At 68.7% G+C, this 18,365-nt stretch carries 15 protein-coding genes; 3 read left to right on the forward strand and 12 right to left on the reverse strand.

The window, feature by feature from the left end; genetic code table 11:
- Window positions 1–297 precede the first annotated feature (297 nt).
- On the forward strand, window positions 298–1,266 hold the full coding sequence (locus tag ACZK4S_RS14120; RefSeq protein WP_386086559.1) for an IS30 family transposase: 969 nt from the start codon (window positions 298–300) through the stop codon (window positions 1,264–1,266).
- Window positions 1,267–1,361: 95 nt separating this feature from the next.
- On the opposite strand, the gene ACZK4S_RS14125 is transcribed toward ACZK4S_RS14120, so the two are convergent.
- The 3 genes from ACZK4S_RS14125 to gyrB all read right to left on the reverse strand — a co-directional run bounded on the left by ACZK4S_RS14125 (window position 1,362) and on the right by gyrB (window position 7,033).
- Window positions 1,362–2,240, reverse strand: coding sequence for a DUF3566 domain-containing protein (locus ACZK4S_RS14125; protein ID WP_463644723.1), 879 nt, complete (start codon window positions 2,238–2,240; stop codon window positions 1,362–1,364).
- On the reverse strand, window positions 2,233–4,833 hold the full coding sequence (gene gyrA / locus ACZK4S_RS14130) for a DNA gyrase subunit A (protein ID WP_463644724.1): 2,601 nt from the start codon (window positions 4,831–4,833) through the stop codon (window positions 2,233–2,235). The genes ACZK4S_RS14125 and gyrA overlap by 8 nt, the downstream gene beginning before the upstream one ends.
- 64 nt (window positions 4,834–4,897) lie before the next feature.
- Window positions 4,898–7,033: a DNA topoisomerase (ATP-hydrolyzing) subunit B gene (gene gyrB / locus ACZK4S_RS14135; RefSeq protein ID WP_369819268.1), complete on the reverse strand. Its 2,136-nt coding sequence runs from the start codon at window positions 7,031–7,033 to the stop codon at window positions 4,898–4,900.
- 166 nt (window positions 7,034–7,199) lie between these two features.
- Here gyrB and ACZK4S_RS14140 point away from each other — a divergent pair, with 166 nt between their 5' ends.
- A complete protein-coding gene (locus ACZK4S_RS14140; RefSeq protein WP_463644725.1) occupies window positions 7,200–7,817 on the forward strand; it encodes a DUF2461 domain-containing protein in 618 nt (205 codons plus the stop codon).
- Window positions 7,818–7,835: 18 nt separating this feature from the next.
- On the opposite strand, the gene ACZK4S_RS14145 is transcribed toward ACZK4S_RS14140, so the two are convergent.
- Window positions 7,836–9,197 carry a M23 family metallopeptidase gene (locus tag ACZK4S_RS14145; protein ID WP_463644726.1) on the reverse strand — a complete coding sequence of 454 codons (1,362 nt, stop codon included), beginning with the start codon at window positions 9,195–9,197 and terminating at the stop codon, window positions 7,836–7,838.
- A gap of 160 nt (window positions 9,198–9,357) precedes the next feature.
- The gene (locus ACZK4S_RS14150; protein WP_463644727.1) at window positions 9,358–9,981 is read right to left on the reverse strand and encodes an SIMPL domain-containing protein; all 624 of its coding nucleotides are present in this window, start codon (window positions 9,979–9,981) and stop codon (window positions 9,358–9,360) included.
- A gap of 46 nt (window positions 9,982–10,027) precedes the next feature.
- On the opposite strand from ACZK4S_RS14150, the gene ACZK4S_RS14155 reads away from it, so the two are divergent.
- The gene (locus tag ACZK4S_RS14155; RefSeq protein ID WP_463644728.1) at window positions 10,028–10,555 is read left to right on the forward strand and encodes a metallophosphoesterase family protein; all 528 of its coding nucleotides are present in this window, start codon (window positions 10,028–10,030) and stop codon (window positions 10,553–10,555) included.
- On the opposite strand, the gene ACZK4S_RS14160 is transcribed toward ACZK4S_RS14155, so the two are convergent.
- From ACZK4S_RS14160 to ACZK4S_RS14190, 7 genes are all read right to left on the reverse strand, one after another.
- Window positions 10,546–11,070 (reverse strand): DciA family protein, encoded by a 525-nt coding sequence (locus ACZK4S_RS14160; protein WP_463644729.1) that lies wholly within the window; start codon window positions 11,068–11,070, stop codon window positions 10,546–10,548. The genes ACZK4S_RS14155 and ACZK4S_RS14160 overlap by 10 nt on opposite strands.
- Before the next feature lie 41 nt (window positions 11,071–11,111).
- Window positions 11,112–12,512 carry a serine hydrolase gene (locus ACZK4S_RS14165; protein ID WP_463644730.1) on the reverse strand — a complete coding sequence of 467 codons (1,401 nt, stop codon included), beginning with the start codon at window positions 12,510–12,512 and terminating at the stop codon, window positions 11,112–11,114.
- 31 nt (window positions 12,513–12,543) lie between these two features.
- A complete protein-coding gene (locus tag ACZK4S_RS14170) occupies window positions 12,544–12,795 on the reverse strand; it encodes a hypothetical protein (protein ID WP_143570953.1) in 252 nt (83 codons plus the stop codon).
- A 60-nt stretch (window positions 12,796–12,855) separates the two neighbouring features.
- The gene (locus tag ACZK4S_RS14175; RefSeq protein ID WP_463644731.1) at window positions 12,856–13,308 is read right to left on the reverse strand and encodes a NanQ anomerase/TabA/YiaL family protein; all 453 of its coding nucleotides are present in this window, start codon (window positions 13,306–13,308) and stop codon (window positions 12,856–12,858) included.
- Window positions 13,309–13,371: 63 nt separating this feature from the next.
- Entirely contained in the window at window positions 13,372–14,565 is a 1,194-nt protein-coding gene (recF, locus tag ACZK4S_RS14180; RefSeq protein ID WP_076061627.1) for a DNA replication/repair protein RecF, read from the reverse strand.
- Between the two features lies 1 nt (window position 14,566).
- Complete coding sequence (dnaN, locus tag ACZK4S_RS14185; protein WP_463644732.1) at window positions 14,567–15,727, reverse strand: DNA polymerase III subunit beta; 1,161 nt, start codon at window positions 15,725–15,727, stop codon at window positions 14,567–14,569.
- Between the two features lie 73 nt (window positions 15,728–15,800).
- Window positions 15,801–18,365, reverse strand: a complete 2,565-nt coding sequence (locus ACZK4S_RS14190; RefSeq protein WP_463644733.1) for an ABC transporter permease — start codon at window positions 18,363–18,365, stop codon at window positions 15,801–15,803.

Consider the following 18,365-nt stretch of genomic DNA (forward strand, 5'->3'; position numbering starts at 1 on the left):
CGCGAGTTCAGGGGGTGAGTGCAACAGATCTGAAGGGGATGTGTTGTGTCGGTCGCGGAGAAGCGTGGGGTTGCCCTTGCCGGGTTGGCTGAGGGGCTCAGTGCGCGAGAAGTCGCACGGGGGTTGGGTATCTCGCCTGGGATGGTGTGGAGGTGGGCCAAACTCGAGGGTGTGAAGTTGCAGCATGGGCGGCTCGGGGGTGTGCCCGAGCTGCGGCCGCGGGCGGCGCGGGAGCCGCGTCGGGTGCCCGAGGGGGACTGGGTCGATTGCAATGGCAGGCTGACTCAGGCGGGTCGGATGGTGATCGCGATCCGGCTGAGCGAGGGACGTGGTGACACGTGGATCGCTGCCGAGTTGGGGGTGGCCCGTTCGACGGTGTGGCGGGAGCGTCAACGCGGATCCGTTGAGGGTAAGTACCGGTGGCGTCCCGCGCAGACACGTGCCGACCAGGCCCGGAAACGGCCGAAGCCTGGGAAACTGGCCCCTGGTAGCGCGGTGCGTGCTGAGGTGGTCGAGCGGTTGAAGCGGCGTGATTCTCCCGAGCAGATCTCGGGCCGGTTGAAACTCGAATTCCCTGACCGGGAGGACATGTGGGTGAGTCACGAGACGATCTACCAGGCGCTCTACATCCAGACCGCCGGGTCACTGCGTCACGAATTGACGGTTGACAAGGCGTTACGTCAGGGCCGCAGCAAACGTCGACCGAGATCGAAGCTGCCTGCTAAACCCCGGGGCTGGATCGGGGAGGACGCGGTCCTGGCGAAACGTCCCGAGGAGGCTGACGACAAGCGGGTGCCAGGCCACTGGGAAGGTGACCTGATCATCGGGTCGGATCTACGCTCCGCGCTGGTCACCCTCGATGAGCGTCACACGAAGTACACGATGATGCGGCGGGTCTGTGTCCATGACACCTTCACCGTCACCGACATCCTCACGATCATGGCCCGAGAGTTACCCGCTTCGCTGTGGCGCTCGTTGACCTGGGACCAGGGCGTAGAGATGGCCGCCCATCACCGATTCACCGACGAGACCTCCTGCAAGGTGTACTTCTGTGATCCCCACTCCCCGTGGCAGCGTCCCACCAACGAAAACAGCAACGGACTCAAGCGTCAGTACTTCCCCAAGGGCACCGACTTCACCCGTGTCACCGACGCAGAAGTCGCCGCGGCCGAGTACGAACTCAACACCCGCCCCCGGAAGGGCTTGGATTACGAGACCCCTGCTGAGAAACTGGCCAAACTAGTTGGTGTTGCACCCACCGATTGAATCCGCCCGCCGACAAAACGACGCAATACCGGCCGTGAGCCTATCCAATTGCTCACGGCCGGGGTTGCGCTGGAAGGTCCCTGACGGACCAGGGATCAGTCTTCGGCGAGGGTGACCTCGAGGCCGCCCATCACGGTGGCAGCCAGGTTGTACAGGAAGGCGAACAGAGTGGCCAAGGCCGTGATGATCACCACGTTGATGGCCGCGACGATCGAGGAGAACCCGAGGATGCGGTTCACGCTCAGGATCTGGGTCACGTCGAACTCGGTGTCCTGGTCGCCCAGCAGCTGGTTGAGCAGCGTGTTGACGTACTCCAGCGTGCCGGCCCCTGCCAGCACGGACCAGATCACGAACGTGGCCACCACGAGCATGATGCCGAAGGCGATCGCGAAGAGGAACGTCGTCTTCATGACGGACCACGGGTCGATCCGTGCCAGCCGCAGCCGAGCCTTCCGGGTGCGGCGCGGGCGGCGCGTGGTGCGAACAGGCGCTGCACCCTTCTCCACCTTCGGCTCGGCGACCTCAGCCAGCGGCAGCGGATCCGCGTCCTCGGCTTCACTCGCGCTACGACGGCCCGGGGGAACGACGGTGGCGCCACCCCGCGTCGGTGCCCCGAGGGGTGCGGGGCCGCCGGGGCGACCCTGCATGGAGGGCTGCTTGGCGCCGGGCGGCGGCACCGGTGCCGTGCGAGCCGTCGGCGCGGAACCGAACGCCGGCGTCACCGGCATCGACGCCCACTCCTGGGCGGCACGGGCCGCGCGCTCGGCGACCCTGGGCGCCACCGACGGAGGCTTCCCGTCGTCGGCGGGCTTGCCCTGCTCCGACGGCGCCCCCACGGGGCGCTGTGCGCGGGTGTCCGGCTCAGGAGCCGACTGCGACGACTTCGCCGGCTCAGCCGGCTTGTCCGACCGGTAGGGCGAGAAGTCAAGACCGGGGCGTCCGTCGGCCCCGGGCCAGCGCGGCGCATCACTCATCGACGGTCTCCTCCGGGCTCACTTCCGTCGCCTCCTCGACCACGGTTTCCCCTACGCTACCGTCTGCCGGCTCCTCCGTAGCCACCTCGTCTTCGGTGACCTCGGTTTCGGGATACAGCGCGATCACACTGACCTCGTCCTCACCGCGGACACCGACGAACTTCACGCCCATGGTGTCGCGGCCCTTCGCCGGCACGTCGGAGACGGCCGAGCGGGTGACCTGGCCGGAGACCTTGATCGCGATGACCTCGTCATGCTCGCCGACGATCAGGCCACCGACGAGCTTGCCGCGGTCCTCGTTCAGCTTCATGGCCTTGATGCCGAGGCCGCCACGGCCCTGGACGCGGTACTCGCTGACAGAGGTGCGCTTGCCGTAGCCACCGTCGGTGACCGTGAACACGTACTGTTCAGACTGATCCTCATCGGCGCGGAGCACAGCCATCGACAGCAACTCGTCGCCCGAGCGGAACTTCATGCCCGTCACACCGGACGTGGCGCGCCCCATCGGACGCAACTGCTCGTCGTCTGCCCGGAAGCGGATGGCCTGGCCCTTGCGCGAGATCAGCAGGACGTCGTCGTACTCGGAAACCAGCGACGCGCCGATCAACTCGTCGCCCTGCTCGCGGAAGTTGATCGCGATGACGCCGGCCTGGCGCGGCGAGTCGTACGCCTTCAGGTCCGTCTTCTTGACCAGGCCGTTCTTCGTGGCCAGCAGCAGGTAGGGCGCATCCTCATAGGAGTCGATGGTCAACACCTGGGCGATCCGCTCGTCGGGCAGAAAGCTCATCAGCCCGGCGACATGGCCGCCCTTCGCGTCCCGACCAGCCTCCGGCAACTGCCAGACCTTGCTGCGATATACGCGGCCGAAGTTGGTGAAGAACAGGATCCACTGGTGGTTGGTGGTGGTGAAGAGATGCGCCACCTCGTCGTCGGCACGCAGCGACGCACCGCGCACGCCCCTGCCGCCGCGCTTCTGCACGCGGTACAGATCCGCGCGGGTGCGCTTGGCGTAGCCGCCGTGCGTGATGGTGACCACGACGTCGTCGTTGGGGATGAAATCCTCATCGGAAAAATCCCCATCAGCCGCGACGATCCGGGTGCGGCGCTCGTCGCCGTACTTGTCGACGATCTCCTGCAACTCGCTTGCGATGATCCGACGCTGCCGGGCCTCGTCGCCAAGGATGTCCTTCAGGTCGGCAATCCGACGCTCCAGCTCGGCCAAGCGGTCGACGATCTTCTGGATTTCCATCGACGCCAGGCGGCGCAGCTGGGTGTCCAGGATGAAGCGCGCCTGCACTTCGTCGATGTCGAGCAGCTCCTGCAGGCCCTGGTTGGCCGCATCAGCGGTGGCGCTGGCGCGGATGAGGGCGATGACCTCGTCGAGCATGTTGAGTGCCTTGACCAGGCCGCGGTCGAGGTGGGCGGCGCGCTCGGCCTCATCCAACTGCCACTGCGTGCGGCGCCGGATGACCTCGAGCTGGTGCTTGATCCACAGCGAGATGAACTGGTCGAGGCGAAGGGTGCGGGGCACCTCCTCGACGATGGCCAGCATGTTGCAGCCGAACGTGTCCTGCAGCGACGTGTGCTTGTACAGGTTGTTCATCACGACACGCGGCTGGGCGTCGCGCTTGAGCACGATCACCAGACGCTGGCCGGTGCGCGCCGACGTGTCGTCGCGGATGTCGGCGATGCCCGTCAGGCGGCCAGAGTTGACGAGGTCTGCGATGCGCAGCGCCAGCGTGTCGGGGTTGGCCATGTAGGGCAGCTCCGTGATGACGAGGAGCTGGCGACCGTTGCGGTCCTCCTCCATGCCGATGACCGCGCGCATCGTCACCGAGCCGCGCCCGGTGCGGTATGCCTCTTCGATGCCCGAACGCCCGACGATCAGTGCGCCGCCGGGGAAGTCTGGCCCTTGGATGCGCTGGATGGCGGCTTCGAGCAGTTCCTCGCGCGACGCGTCGGGGTTGGCCAGCGCCCACTGCACCGCGTCGTTGACCTCACGCAGGTTGTGGCTGGGGATGTTGGTGGCCATGCCCACCGCGATACCCGTGGAGCCGTTGACCAGCAGGTTCGGGAACCGGGCCGGTAACACCGTCGGCTCCAGCTCGCGGTTGTCGTAGTTCGCACGGAAATCGACGGTATTCTGCTCGATCTCGCGCACCATCTCGACGGCGGGGTTGGCCATCTTGGTCTCGGTGTACCGCATGGCTGCGGCCTTGTCGTTGCCCTGGCTGCCGAAGTTGCCCTGACCCGCCACGAGCGGCAGGCGCATGGCCCACGGCTGCGCGAGACGCACGAGGGCGTCGTAGATCGCTGAGTCACCGTGGGGGTGGTACAGACCCATCACCTCACCGACGACACGGGAGCACTTGTTCCACCCGCGGTCAGGGCGGTAGCCGCCGTCCCACATGGCGTAGAGCACGCGGCGGTGGACGGGCTTCAGCCCGTCGCGCACGTCGGGCAGCGCACGCCCGACGATGACGCTCATCGCGTAGTCGAGGTAGGAGTTCTGGATCTCGACCTGCAGGTCGATGGGATCGATGCGGCCCAGCGCGGGTGCCTTGAGTTCGTCCTTGTCGACGTCGTCAGCCATGCGTCAGTGAACCTTTCGGGGCTTGAGGGGAGTGTGAAAGTGTGGGGGCTCCGGCCGGGAACGGCTAGATGTCGAGGAAGCGCACGTCTTTGGCGTTGCGCTGGATGAACGTGCGGCGTTGCTCGACGTCTTCACCCATGAGGATCGAGAACATCTGATCCGCCATGGCGGCGTCGTCGAGCGTGACCTGCAGCAGGATCCGGTTCTCCGGGTCCATCGTGGTATCCCACAGATCATCTGCGTTCATCTCGCCCAGGCCCTTGTAGCGCTGGATGGGGTTGACCTGCGGCAGCTTCTTGCCTTCGGCGAGCCCGGCGTCGCGCAGCGCATCGCGCTCGGTGTCGTTGTAGGCCAGTTCGTGCGCCGAGTTCGACCACCGGATGCGGAACAGCGGCGGCTGCGCGAGGAAGACGTGCCCGGCCTCGATCATGGGGCGCAGGAAGCGGAACAACAGCGTCAGCAGCAGCGTGCGGATGTGCGCACCGTCGACGTCGGCGTCAGCCATCAGGATCAGCTTGTGGTAGCGCAGCTTGTTGAGGTCGAAGTCCTCCTGCATGCCCGCGCCGAGGGCGTTGATGATGGCCTCGACCTCCTTGTTGGCAAGGATGCGGTCGATGCGGGCCTTCTCCACGTTGAGGATCTTGCCTCGGATGGGGAGGATCGCCTGCGTGCGCGGGTCACGACCACCGCGGGCGGAACCGCCTGCGGAGTCGCCCTCCACGATGAACAGCTCGCACTCGGAGGGGTCCGTCGACTGGCAGTCCACGAGCTTGCCGGGCAGGCCGGAGCCGCCCAGCAGGCCCTTGCGGGAGCGGGCCATGTCGCGCGCCTTGCGGGCCGCGATGCGGGCCGCGGCCGCCGCCTGCGACTTGCGGACGATGTCCTTGCCCTCGGCGGGGTTGCGCTCGAACCAGTCACCCAGGCGGTCGTTGAGGACGCGCTGGACGAAGGTGCGGGCCTCGGTGTTGCCCAGCTTGGTCTTGGTCTGGCCCTCGAACTGCGGCTCCGAAACCTTGATCGACAGGATGGCGGTGAGGCCCTCGCGGATGTCGTCGCCGGAGACGCGGTCCTCTCGCTTCTTGATGAGGCCCCAGGTTTCGCCCCAGCGGTTCACCGTGCCGGTCAGCGCGGCGCGGAAGCCCTCTTCGTGGGTGCCGCCCTCATGCGTGTTGATGGTGTTGGCGAAGGTGTAGACGCTGCTCGCGTAGGAGGTGTTCCACTGCATCGCGATCTCGACGCCCATGCCAGCCTCGGGGGCGTGGGCCTCGACGTCGATGACGGTGGGGTGGATGGCCTCTTTGCTGCCCGAGAGGTACTTCACGTAGTCGATGAGGCCGTCGTTGTAGAGGAACTCGTCGTAGGGGGTGTCGACTTCGCCGTCATCGCCCGTTGCCACCTGGCGCTCGGCGCGCAGGTCGAGCAGGGAGAGGCGCAGCCCCTTCGTCAGGAAAGCCATCTCGCGGAACCGGGTGGACAACGTCTCGTAGTTGTAGGACGTGGTCTCGAAGATGTCGTGGCCGGGGTAGAACGCGATGGTGGTGCCGGTCTCGTCCGTGGCCTCCATCCGCTCCAGCTCCGTGACGGGCGTGCCGTACTCGAACTCCTGGTGCCAGCGGTACCCGTCGCGGCGCACGTCGACGATCATGCGCTCCGACAGCGCGTTCACGACGGAGGAACCCACGCCGTGGAGGCCGCCGGAGACCTTGTAGCCGCCGTCGCCGAACTTGCCGCCGGCGTGCAGGACTGTCAGCACGAGGGTGACCGTGGGGATCTTCTCCACGGGGTGTTCCTTGACCGGGATGCCACGGCCGTTGTCCTTGACGCGGACGCCGCCGCCATCGAGGAGTTCAACCTCGATGGAATCGCAGTACCCGGCGAGGGCCTCATCGACGGAGTTGTCGACGATCTCGTAGACGAGGTGGTGCAGGCCGCGTTCACCGGTGGAACCGATGTACATGCCGGGGCGCTTGCGCACCGCCTCAAGGCCTTCGAGGACGGAGATCTGGTCGGCGTCGTAAGATCCGGAGACGGTGATGTCTGCTGAATCTTGGAGTCCCTCCATCCGCGCTTGGGGGGTGAGGTCCTCATCCATGGTCACGTCGTCCGACACATTGCTCCTGTCCACACAAAGTGGCGCCGGGATTGCCCCAGCGCCGTTGAACGTGCCAATACTACCGCGAGTGCGCGCAAAACCACGCATTAACGACGCAGGATGGGCGTTCATTCGCACTTATTGCGCGTTTGGGCGTTCCAACGGGGGCTGAGACGTGGTCCCCTATCCCTCGGGGGGCCGTAGGGCCGCAGATCGGCGCGTGATCGAACCGCCGGAGGGCACCGTCGGCCGGCCAGGGGGCAGAATCTGGGACATGGACACGTTCCCCCTCCCTGCCGCCGAGTTCTACCGCGAACTCGAGTTCGACAACACCCGTGACTTCTGGCTCGCCAACAAGGCGCGCTACGACAACGAAGTGCGCGGCCCGCTGACCCGGGTGGTGGCCGCGCTGGCCGAGGAGTTCGGGGAGGCCAAGGTGTACCGCCCCCACAAAGATGTGCGGTTCGCCAAGGACAAGTCGCCCTACAAGACCCACCAGGGCGCGTACGTGGCGATGGCGCCGGCCTGCGGTTTCTACGTCGAGGTCAACGCCGAGGAGGCCTTCGCCGGGGGCGGCTTCTACCGCGCGGAGCCGGAGGCGCTGGCCCGCTTCCGCGCCGCGATTGACGACGAGCGCTCGGGCGGCCAGCTCCAGACGATGATTGAGGGCCTCGAGCGCGACGGGTGGCTGATCACGGGGCAGACCCTCGCCACCGCGCCGCGGGGCTTCACGAAGGCGCATCCCCGGATCAGGCTGCTGCGGCACCGGTCGCTGAGCGCGATGCGCGAGGAGACGGCCACGGGGGTGGAGGCGTTCGCCGAGGAGGTCCGCGAGATCTGGCGAGGGTCCGCCCCGCTGGTGGACTGGATGGCCGCCCGGCTCAACGACTGAGCCCGGGACCGTCTTGGGCTACGCCTCAGCGCTGACCGTCACGCTCTCAGCCACGGTGGGCGAGGGAGCGGCCGGCGTCGACGGAACTTCGCTCAGAGACTCCGTCACCGTCTGGCTGGGTACCGGCGTCGGGGAGGGCTCGGGCGAAGGCGCCGGCGGCGTTGACGACGGAGGAGGGGGTGGCGGTGGCGGTGGTGGCGACGAGGTGACGGGGCTCGGCTCAGGCGATTTCGTCGTCGCACTGGCCGAGGGGCTGGGCTTCGGTGCCGCAGACGTCGTGGTGGGCGTGGGTGCCGGTGTCGTCCCCGGCGCGGAGGTGCTGGGCGGGTTCGACGTGGTACCCGGTGCCGGGGTGGAGGGCTTCGGCCCGGCGGCCGACGTGTCACCGGGCTCGGGCGCGGGCGGCGGCTCCGAGGTGGCACTCACCGAGGGCTGGCCGGGGACCGACGGCGACAGGGAAGGGCTCGGCGAGGGGGAAGGCGACGGTGAAGGCGACGGCGACGCGCTCGACGAGGGCGTTCCGGGGGCCAGCGTCATCATGACCGAGAGGTCGACGACGCCGGGCTTGCCGTTGAGCCACGGGATGGGATCAGTGAACTGCCCGTTCACGATCACCTCGAAGTGCAGGTGACAACCCGTGGAGTACCCGGTGCTGCCGACGCGGCCCACGCCCTGCAGGGCGGAGACCTTCTGCCCCACCTTCACGCCGATGGACGAGAGGTGGTTGTAGGTGGTCACGACGCGGTAGCCGCCCAGCCTGCCGTGGTCGATCTTGACCTGCACGCCGTTGCCGCCGGCCCAACCGGTGCCGACGACGGTGCCGGCAGCGGCGGCACCCACCGGGGTGCCACAGGGGGCCGCCCAGTCGTGGCCCGTGTGCAGCTTGTACACGCGTAGCACGGGGTGGAACCGCATGCCGAACTTCGACGACGAGCGCCCGCGCACCGGTGGCGAGAGGAGCGCGCCCGCCTTCTGGGTGCCGACGGACTCCACCGTCGTGACGGGGATGGTGGCCGGGGCAACGGGCAGGGGCACGACGACGGGATCGAGTTCCTTCACCCCGTCGGGCTGGATGACCTCAGGCGTGGGCGCGTTGTGCGGATCGAAGCCGAGGTCTTCCCCGCCGGGCACCCGCCAGGTCTGGTAGCCGCCCTCGACGGCGTAGACGCCCAGCGGATCCGTGAATTCTTCGCCGAACACTTCCTGGACGCTGGCGCGCGCGTGGCCGATGCCCGGAGCGGGTGCCGGTGGGCTCTGGATGATCGCGGCGGGGGCGGGCACTGCTTCGATGACCTGCTCATCGCTGCTTGCACCGACTAGCGCAACCAGACCCACTGCAACAGCGGCGGCCAACACTGAGGTGGTGCCTCGCAGTTTCATCTTGCTCCCAGCCCCCCAAGCCGTCGTCAATGACTACTCAAACCATCGAATCACCTTCGAGGACCAATTGGAAGGGCAACTGAGAATCCACGGCGTGTAATTCAGCTCATCACAGCGCCAGGAGGGGAAAGGTGGCGATAATGACCGCCGATCCCGGGAATCAGCCCTCGGCGGCCTCGAACTCGACAGTGAGAGCGACGCTGATCTCCACGTCGACGGGGTCGAGATCCAGGTCGAGGGCGGCGGTGCCGTCGGCCCGGAGGAGCGCCTGCCTGTAGTGCAGCGACGGCGGCTCGCCCCCGTCGGTGACCGCCACCGGCTCCGGCGCCTGGCGCCCGGCCGCGGCGGCGATCCACCTGGCGCGCTGCCGTGCATCCTGGAAGGCGTCGCGGATGGCCTCTGGCTCGATGGCGTCGCGGGTGTCCTGGGTGAGTTTCCACTGGACGTTGTCCACCGTGACGCCGTCGACCGCGGCGAAGCGGCCGAGGAAGTCGCCGAGGTCGTCGAGTTCCCAGACGATCACGGAGCCGTCCAGCTGGGCGACATGCTGCGGCTCACCCGCGCCCGAGAAGTCGGTCCACGTCCGCAGGCCCGACAGGTGAGCCTGATCGCCGTCGTCCTCAGGGGTCAGTTCGTCGAGGAGGGACCGCACCTGCTTGGCCACCGCCGCGACCTCGCCGATCACGGCGTCGTGGTCCGCACCCCGTCGGCCGACGGAGAACGACACCTGCGCGCACTCGGCGCGCACCTTGACGCGGCTGGTTCCAGTGACCGTGATCCTCATCTGACCAGTACAGCACTGCTTCCGTGCCCCCACTTACGATGGCGACATGCACAAGCTGGTGATCCTCGCCGACACGCACCTGCCCAAGCGTGCCCACGACCTTCCGCCGGAGCTCTGGGCAGCCATCGAGGCCGCCGACGTCGTCCTCCACGCAGGCGACTGGGTCGAGCCGGCGCTCCTCGACGAGGTGGAGCGCCGAGCCGGGGGTCGTCACGTCGGCGTGCACGGCAACAACGACGGCGCGGTCCTGCGTCAGCGACTACCCGAAGTCGCCAGGACGGTCATCGGCGGGGTGCGGTTCGCCGTCGTCCACGAGACGGGGCCGGCGGCCGGGCGCGAGAAGCGGATGGACGCCGCCTTCCCGGACACCGACGTCCTGGTCTTCGGCCACTCCCACATCCCCTGGGACACCGTGACACCGGCGGGGATGCGGCTCCTGAACCCCGGCTCGCCCACCGACCGTCGCCGACAGCCGGTGGGCACCTTCATGACCGCCACCGTCGATGCGGGCAGGCTCTCCGACGTGACCCTCGTCGCCGTCGACCCGGCGTGGCGGACGGCGGCTCAGCCGTAGGTGTCGCGGGGGCCCCGGCCCTGGACGGACCGCAGCCCCTTCTTCCAGTTGGGGGCTTTCGGGCCGCGGAACTCGACGCGCAGGACGGTCTGCTCGCCCAGCGCCGCGTTGAGCTTGGCCACCAACTGGGACGCGGCGTACCGCATGGCGGTGGCCCACGCCGTCGAGTCGCAGTCGACGATCAGCACCCCCGCGTCATAGTTCACCGGCTTGGAGTGCGCGGCGTTCGACTCGCCCACCAGTTCGGGCCAGCGGCGCAACACCGTCGACAGGTTGATCCGGCGTTTCCAGCCGCGCTTGCGCACCACCTCGTTCAGCACATCGCCGACGAGCTTGGGGTCGCGGTCGTCCGGGTGCGCACTGCTGCGCTCCTGCTCGAACACCCGCCTCGTGCGCCGCGGGGTGCGCGGCGGGGCGGGTTCGGGCAGCACGACGCCGTATTCAGAGGCCTCGACGGTGGCGCGGGCGATCTCCGACGCCAACTCGAGCCCCGTGGGATCGTGCGGCTCGGACATGGGTCCAGCTTAGTCTCCGCAGCGACGTTCCCGGGCGGCACCTATCCCAGGGTGTTCTCGGCGAGGCTGGCCATCCAATTCGACTGCGGCACCGATTCCGGGGTGTCGCCGGCGCTCTGCAGAACCAGGACCCGGATCTTCTCCGGCCCCTCCACGTAGAACGACAGGCCGAGCGCGCCGGGCACCGACCCTCCCTTGAAGCCGATGTAGACCGCGCCGGGCACCTCGATGCCGGGATAGGCGGCCAGGATGCCGCGCACGGGCTTGCCCGGCTCCGTGGCGGCGCGCTGCTGGAGGTTGACGTGGGCCGCGCAGAGGTCCGCGGCGGTGGCGTACCAGTCGATCCCCTCGTCCCAGAACGGGCTGCCCATGGTGGTCTCGTCGTAGGTGAGGTCCCACTCCGGCAGGCCGGAGAGGACCGCGCGTTGGGCCTCGGAGACCGCCACGGTGGCGTCGTTGTAGCCGTTGGAGGCGGCCGCCCACTTGGCGCGGATGCCCTGGTCGCCGGCCATCTGGAAGGCCTCGCGGGTGGTGAGGAACGGCCGGTTGAGCTCCGGTGCGTGGTGCCCCATCTTCTCCAGCTCGGCCTCCACGGCCTCGCGCCCCACGGCGTCGATCAGGAGGTCCGCGGCGGTGTTGTCGCTGGTGGAGATCATCTCCAGCGCGGCCTTCTCGACGGTGACCTTCGTACCGGCCGGTTCGTTGCGCAGGTTGCCGGTGGGCAGCGACTTGAGGCCTTCGGTGAGCGTCAACTCCTGTTCCCACGTCAACGTACCGTCCTCGACGGCGGTGGCCACGGCGCCCAGCACGTAGAGCTTGAACATCGAGGCGATCGGCAACACCTTGTCGGCGTCGCGCTGTTCGATGGGTGTGCACTCCGGGGTATCGCCGGTGCGGGTCACCTCCGCGAGCAGGAACGACGAGGTGGGCGCCTTGTCGAGCAGCAACTGGGACGCCTCCGCGGGCTCCTGGATCTCCGGCGCCTTCTCGTTGGGCACGAACATGAGACCGTCGATCTTGCCGTCCTTGAGCGCGATCATCATCAGCACGGGCGTGGCCGGCGAATCGAGTTCTGCCGTGCCCTGGGTGTCGGTGCCGTCCCAGCTGACCAGCGTGAAGGGGCCCTCCTCGCGGAGCTGCGCGAACACCTGCCCGACCTGGTCTGCGGGCACCTGGCCGAGGAACTCGTCGCCCAGCCGCTCCTCCGCCTCCTCGGCGGTGGGCCCGGCGTCGGCCGCCAGCAGGTCCAGCACCCACTGCGCGGCCTCACCGACGGGGGTGTCCGGCAGCTCCACCGGCACGGCCTCCTGGGTGGGCGACGCGGTGGTCGAGGCCTCTGTGGAGGCGGTGGTGGGTTCCGGCGCTGGAGGTTCCGTCGCGCCGGAACAGGCGCTCAGGGCAAGCGCGACGACGGCGGCGAGGGCGAGGCGGGAGTGAGGCATGGGGACATGAATACCATGCCCTTCCGCCCTGCTACTTCGCGGGCCCCCGGCGACCCCAGCGGAAGTACGCCAGCGGCAGCAGCCCCATGGAGCTGACGGCGCCCAGCGCGGGCAGCCAGACAGCCTTGGGGCCGTTGACCTCGTCCTTGTCGCGCCTGGCGACATCGATCATGGCCGCGATGCGCAGCACCACGTCGGCCGTTCCGCCGAGCCCCATCAGCGCCCGCACCCAACCAGGGAGATCCTCGAACTTCTTCTTCGCCATGTCACGCTTCTTCGCCATGTCACGCCTCCTACCTGCCAGGTTAGTCCCCGGCAGGACGGAGGGTGCCGCTTTGGGGGGTCAGGCGACGCGGAGTTTGCCCACGGCCTTCAGCACGCGGCTGGGGCCGTCGGTCCAGACACCGGGGAGGTGCGCGTCGTTGGGGAACGCGACGACGAACCAGCCCGGCTGCAGGTTGACGGTGACGGTGGTCGGGCCCTCGTGGAGTCCGAAATCGGTCTCCTCGTCGAACTCGGTGGCCGGGGTCAGCGCGTCGAGCGCCGCGAGCTTGATGGTCTCCTCGCCCTCGAGGACCACGTGCACGTCGGCGAAGCGACGGTGCGCCTCGAACTGGGTCTTCACCTCGGGGTCGGCAGCGTCGTACGAGAAGATGTTGACCGCGCCGATCTCCTCCGCGAGCTCGATGGTGCCGGGCTCGACATCGGTGCCGAGGCCCATGATGGTGTCGAGGATCTCCGCCAATCCGGGAATGTCCGCGTAGCGCGACCTGTGGTCGAGGGTGTCGATGATCATGCCGGGTACCTTCCCGCCGGGCCCCTGCCCAGCGTCAACCAGATCACGGTACCCCCGGCCCTTTCAGCCCCGCGATTCCTCAGGGTGATCGGACAATCCGGACTGCGCATCCTGGGACGGGGCGACGGTGCCGGCGTTCACCGTGAACCGGCGCTCGGCCGGGAAGTCCGGCACGTCGGCGCCGACGGCGGCGGTGATCAGCACCTGCTCGGCGTCGGCGATGGCGGCGCCCAGCCGTTCGCGTCGGGCCACGTCGAGTTCGGCGAACACGTCGTCGAGCACCAGGACCGGCTCCGTGCCGTCGTCGCGCACCAGGGAGAAGCCCCCCAGCCGCAGGGACAGGGCGAGCGACCAGGATTCGCCGTGCGACGCGTACCCCTTCGCCGGTAGTTCTCCGATGGACAGCTCCACGTCGTCGCGCTGCGGGCCCACCAGCGTCATGCCGCGGTGCAGTTCATCGCCGCGCAGGCGGTCCATGGCCTCAAGCAGCCTGCGCTGCAGCTCCGCACGCACGTCCTCGGCCGCGGCGACATCGGCCAGGTCGAGACCGCTCTTGTAGACCGCGTCGATCTGGTTGTTCTTCGGGGCGATGGTTTCGTACGCGCGCTGGGCGTACGGCAGCACGTCGGCAAGCGTGTCGAGCCGGGCGTGCAGGAGCTCGGCGCCCAGCGCCGCGAGCTGCTCGTTCCACACGGCGAGCGTGATGTCCTCGTCCCCGCCCTGCGACACCTGGGAGCGACCGGACATGGACTTCAGCAGCGCGTTGCGTTGCCGCAGCACCCTGTCGAAATCCTGCTTCACCCCAGCCATGCGCGGCCACCGGGTCACGACGAGCGAGTCGAGCCACCCGCGACGGTCTGACGGGTCTCCCCGCACGATGGCGATGTCCATCGGGGAGAACACGACGGTGCGCAGCGCCCCCACCAACTCGCGCGGGCGCTGCAACGGCGCCCGGTTGAGCCGGGCCACGTTCGATTTGCCGGGCACCACTTCGAGCTCGAGCCAGATCAACCGGTCGTCGTCGCGGGCGGCCTGAACCCTCGCCCTGATGATCGCCGACGACGCGCCGGCGCGGATCAGCGGGGCCGTCGTCGACACGCGGTGCGACGACATGGTGGACAGGTACTCGATGGCTTCGACCAGGTTGGTCTTACCCTGGCCGTTGGCGCCGACGAAGACCGTGACGCCGGAGGTCAGCTCGAGGTGGGCCTCGTGGTAGTTCCGGAAATCAGCAAGCGCGAGCTCAGTGACGAACACGTCAGCTGGGCAGGCGCATCAGCATGATGACGTGGCGGTAATCGCCCAACGGGTCCGCATCGATGCTGGGCAGGCCCATGATCAGGCAGGGCTTGCCGGGCAGCGTGAACGAGAAGTGCGCGAAGGGGGCGTCGAGCGCGGTGAGCGCGTCCAGCAGGTAGTGCGGGTTGAAGCCCGCATCCGTGATGGACTGCTCGTCGCCGACGACCTCGATCTGCGCGTCGATGGCCTCGACGGCCTGCGCCTGGTCCCCCGTGGCGGCCTCGAGCGTGATGTGGTCCTCGTTGATGCGCATGCGCAGCGGCGTGTTGCGTTCCGCGACGAGGGCGACGCGCTTGACCGCGGCCAGCAGGTCTGCGGTGTCGATGCGGACGCTGACGGTGGCGGAGACGTCCATGAGGTGGCGCACCTTGGGGAACGCCTGGCTGAGCAGGCGCGTGGTGGCCTGACGCGAACCCTTCGAGCCCTCGCCGACGAAGCCGGCGAGGCCTTCGCCCTCGGCCTCGGTGGTGGACAGCGAGATGGTGACGGTGTCCCCCGAAGTCATGGACTTGGCGGTGTCAGCGAGCACCTTGCCCGGCACCAGCACGTTGCCCTCGAGGCCCGGGCTGGTGGGGTTCCAGGTGAGTTCCTTCAGCGCCATGCGGTAGCGGTCTGTGGCGAGCAGCGACAGGTTCTCGCCGTTGATCTCCATCTTCACGCCGGTGAACACGTTGAGGAGCTCGTCGCGGCCCGCCGCCACGAACACCTGGCCGACGGCCTTCTCGAACACAGCCGCGTCCACGGTGCCGGTCTGCGTGGGCATGTCCGGCAGGGTGGGGTACTCGTCGACGGGCAGCGTCTGCAGCGTGAAGCGCGCGGAACCGCAGGTCAGCTCCACCTTGGTGTGGTCTGCGTTGAGGTCCACCGGCTTGTTCGGCAACGAACGCGCAATGTCCGAGAGCAGGCGGCCGGAGACCAGCACCTGGCCCTCGTCGCTCACCTGGGCCGGAAGCGTGACCTTGGCCGACGTGGTGGAGTCAAAACTGCTCAGCGTCAGGCCGTCGCCGTCCGCCTCCAGCAGCATGCCTGCCAGGATGGGAGCGGTGGGGCGGTTGGGCAGGCTGCGCGCCACCCAGGCCACGGCGTCGGCAAGCGCCTCGCGTTCAACTCGAATCTTCACGTGTCACACCTTTGTCGTTCTACCCAAAAAGCTCGTCGCCAGCATCATACCCAGACGTTGGTTGAACGCGTCGTCAGTCGACGGCGATGGAGTCGAGGATCGCCAGCCGGCTGGCCCGGCGGGCGGGGGCGATCGCGGCCAGGACACCCACGGCGGCGGCGACCACCACGAAGACCAGCAACTGCACCCAGGGGATGACCAGCGTGCCGATGCCCTGGTCGCGCAGGAGCGTCACGAGTGCCGCGCCGAACGCCACCCCCAGGACAACCCCCAGGACGGCGCCCAGCGTTGCGACGAGCACGGCCTCGAGCGTGACCATCCGCCGCACCTGCGGCCTGGTCATGCCGACGGCCCTGAGGAGCCCCACCTCGCGCACCCGTTCCATGACGGACAGGCCGAGGGTGTTGACGATCCCCAGCACCGAGATCACGACGGCGAGCGCGAGCAGCGCGTACAGGGTGGCGAAGATCTGGTCGAACTGCGCCACGCGGCTCTCCACGAACTCCTGCACGTCGGACACCACGACGGTGGGCACCTCCTCGGTGACCTCCTCGAGCCCGGCCCTGACCGCGGCCGGGTCCGCGTCGTCGTCGATGAAGACCACCAGTTGCTGGACCATCGACGCATCGGCGACCTCCGCGAACGTGTCCGGGGTCACCACGATGTCGCCGATGGGGAGCGCCGCGCCCTCCTCGTGCAGGCCGGTGACGAGCACGGCGGCGGTGCCCTTGGGGCCGACCAGGTCGATGACCTCGCCGAGCGTGAAGCCGTGCTCGTTGGCGTAGTCGGCCGACAGCACGACGGGCGGCTCCCCGCCCTCCTCGCTCAGCGACCCGACGGTGACGTCGAGGCTGGTGCCCCGCTCCAGGCCCTCGGGTGTCAGGCCGAACAGGCTGGTGGGCTCGTCGATCCCCTCCACCTGAGCCGCACCCCGGTACCCGGCGTAGACGTCGGACACCCCGTCGACCTCCCTGGCGGCGTCGAAGAGCTTCGCGTCGAAGGGCTGGTAGGCCAGCGGCGCGATGACGAAGTCGCCGCGCTGGTCCTCGGTGAGCTGGTTGCGCAGCGACGTGGTGGTGCTGGCGGCCAGGATGGCGACGGTGGACACCAGCGCGAGGCCGATCATCAGCGTCGCGGCCGTGGCCGCGGTGCGGCGGGGCTGGCGCACGGAGTTCAGCTGCGCCAACTTGCCCACCTCGCCGAACAGCAGACGGAACCCCCTGCCGAACAGCCAGATCAGCGGCGCCCCGATGACCGCCGCGGCGATCACCATGCCGATCAGCAGCGCGGCGGCCCCCGCGCCGAACCAGATGAGCGGCTGCGGCACGTCGAGCCACAGGGCGATCACCATGGCGGCCACGCCCAGCTCGATCAGCGCCACCCCGAACAGTGGGAGGCCGCCGAGGCGCTCGGGCCCGGACTGGGCGGCGCTGGTCATGGCCTCCACTGGGCGGGTCTGCGACGCGCGGCGGGCGGGCAGGTAGGCGGCGATGAGCGTGATGACGACGCCGATGGCGTAGGACGCGATGATGGCCGAGGAGGTGACCGTCGGCGTGATGTCCCCGGGGTCGATGCCGAAGGCGCGCATCAGGCCGAGGATGCCCCAGGCGAGGCCGTAGCCGACGGCCAGGCCCAGGGTGGCGCCGATCAGGCCGATGAACAGCGCCTCGATCAGCACCGTCCCGCTCACCTGGCGGCGGGTGGCGCCGATGGCGCGGTACAGGGCGAGCTCGCGCGCCCGCTGCGCCACCAGGATCGAGAACGTGTTGAGGATCAGCAGTGCGGCCACGAGGAGGGCGATCCCCGCGAAGACCAGCAGGAAGATGTTGACGAAGCCCAGGCCGACGTTGAGTTGCTCCTCGATGCCCTCGGCCAGCTCATCCCCCGTCTCCGCGACGAACCCGTCGGGGAGCACCTCCTGGACCGCCTGTGCCACCGCGGCGGCATCGGCCTCCGGGGTGGTCTGGACCCACATGGCGTACGAACCGGGGCGCCCGTCCTGTGCGATCGCCTGGATCTCGGGGAGGGTGAAGAACAGGTAGCTCGCGCCGACGGTGCTGCCCGCGCCGTACGTGCCGGTGCCGACCAGCGTGTAGGAGCGGATCCCGGTGCGCGGGGTGGCGACATCCAGTGTCTCGCCGATCACATACCCCCCGCGTGCCGCGGTGGCGGGGTCGAGGACCACCTCGTCGTCGGCGGTGGGGGCACGGCCGTCGATGATCCGGGCGCCGGCCACACCGTCGGAGGACGTGGCGTCCTGCCAGTTCATGCCCAGGCCGGGAGCACCCGAGAAGGCCAGCACGCGGCCGTCGTCGTCGAGCGGGTACACCTGCGTGTTCGACACCATGGGCTCGACGCGCACCACCCCGTCGATCGCCTCGACGGCGGCGACATCCTCGTCCGTCAACAACGCGGGCGGGACGCCGGGGTTGTTCTCGAACCCCGAGATGCCGGTGGCCTCGAACGACACGTTGACGTCTGCCAGCGACCCCTTGACCAGCGAGTCGAAGCTGGACGACAACATGTTGGTGAACATCAGCGAACCGGCGACGAACGCCACCCCGAGCACGATCGACAGGGCGCTCATGATGAGGCGCACCTTGCGCGCCCAGACGGATTTCAGCGTGGCCCGCAACAT

It is taken from the genome of Tessaracoccus zhenghani (genome assembly GCF_055326325.1).

What these genes read in the sequence shown, in the direction of transcription:
- ACZK4S_RS14190 (WP_463644733.1), bottom strand. Translation starts at nt 18,365, where the DNA reads ATGTTGCGGGCCACGCTGAAATCCGTCTGGGCGCGCAAGGTGCGCCTC.
- gyrB (WP_369819268.1), bottom strand. Translation starts at nt 7,033, where the DNA reads ATGCGTGGTTTTGCGCGCACTCGCGGTAGTATTGGCACGTTCAACGGC.
- ACZK4S_RS14175 (WP_463644731.1), bottom strand. Translation starts at nt 13,308, where the DNA reads ATGATCATCGACACCCTCGACCACAGGTCGCGCTACGCGGACATTCCC.
- gyrA (WP_463644724.1), bottom strand. Translation starts at nt 4,833, where the DNA reads ATGGCTGACGACGTCGACAAGGACGAACTCAAGGCACCCGCGCTGGGC.
- ACZK4S_RS14120 (WP_386086559.1), top strand. Translation starts at nt 298, where the DNA reads ATGGTGATCGCGATCCGGCTGAGCGAGGGACGTGGTGACACGTGGATC.
- ACZK4S_RS14155 (WP_463644728.1), top strand. Translation starts at nt 10,028, where the DNA reads ATGCACAAGCTGGTGATCCTCGCCGACACGCACCTGCCCAAGCGTGCC.
- ACZK4S_RS14170 (WP_143570953.1), bottom strand. Translation starts at nt 12,795, where the DNA reads ATGGCGAAGAAGCGTGACATGGCGAAGAAGAAGTTCGAGGATCTCCCT.
- ACZK4S_RS14125 (WP_463644723.1), bottom strand. Translation starts at nt 2,240, where the DNA reads ATGAGTGATGCGCCGCGCTGGCCCGGGGCCGACGGACGCCCCGGTCTT.
- ACZK4S_RS14145 (WP_463644726.1), bottom strand. Translation starts at nt 9,197, where the DNA reads ATGAAACTGCGAGGCACCACCTCAGTGTTGGCCGCCGCTGTTGCAGTG.
- ACZK4S_RS14165 (WP_463644730.1), bottom strand. Translation starts at nt 12,512, where the DNA reads ATGCCTCACTCCCGCCTCGCCCTCGCCGCCGTCGTCGCGCTTGCCCTG.
- ACZK4S_RS14150 (WP_463644727.1), bottom strand. Translation starts at nt 9,981, where the DNA reads ATGAGGATCACGGTCACTGGAACCAGCCGCGTCAAGGTGCGCGCCGAG.
- ACZK4S_RS14140 (WP_463644725.1), top strand. Translation starts at nt 7,200, where the DNA reads ATGGACACGTTCCCCCTCCCTGCCGCCGAGTTCTACCGCGAACTCGAG.
- ACZK4S_RS14160 (WP_463644729.1), bottom strand. Translation starts at nt 11,070, where the DNA reads ATGTCCGAGCCGCACGATCCCACGGGGCTCGAGTTGGCGTCGGAGATC.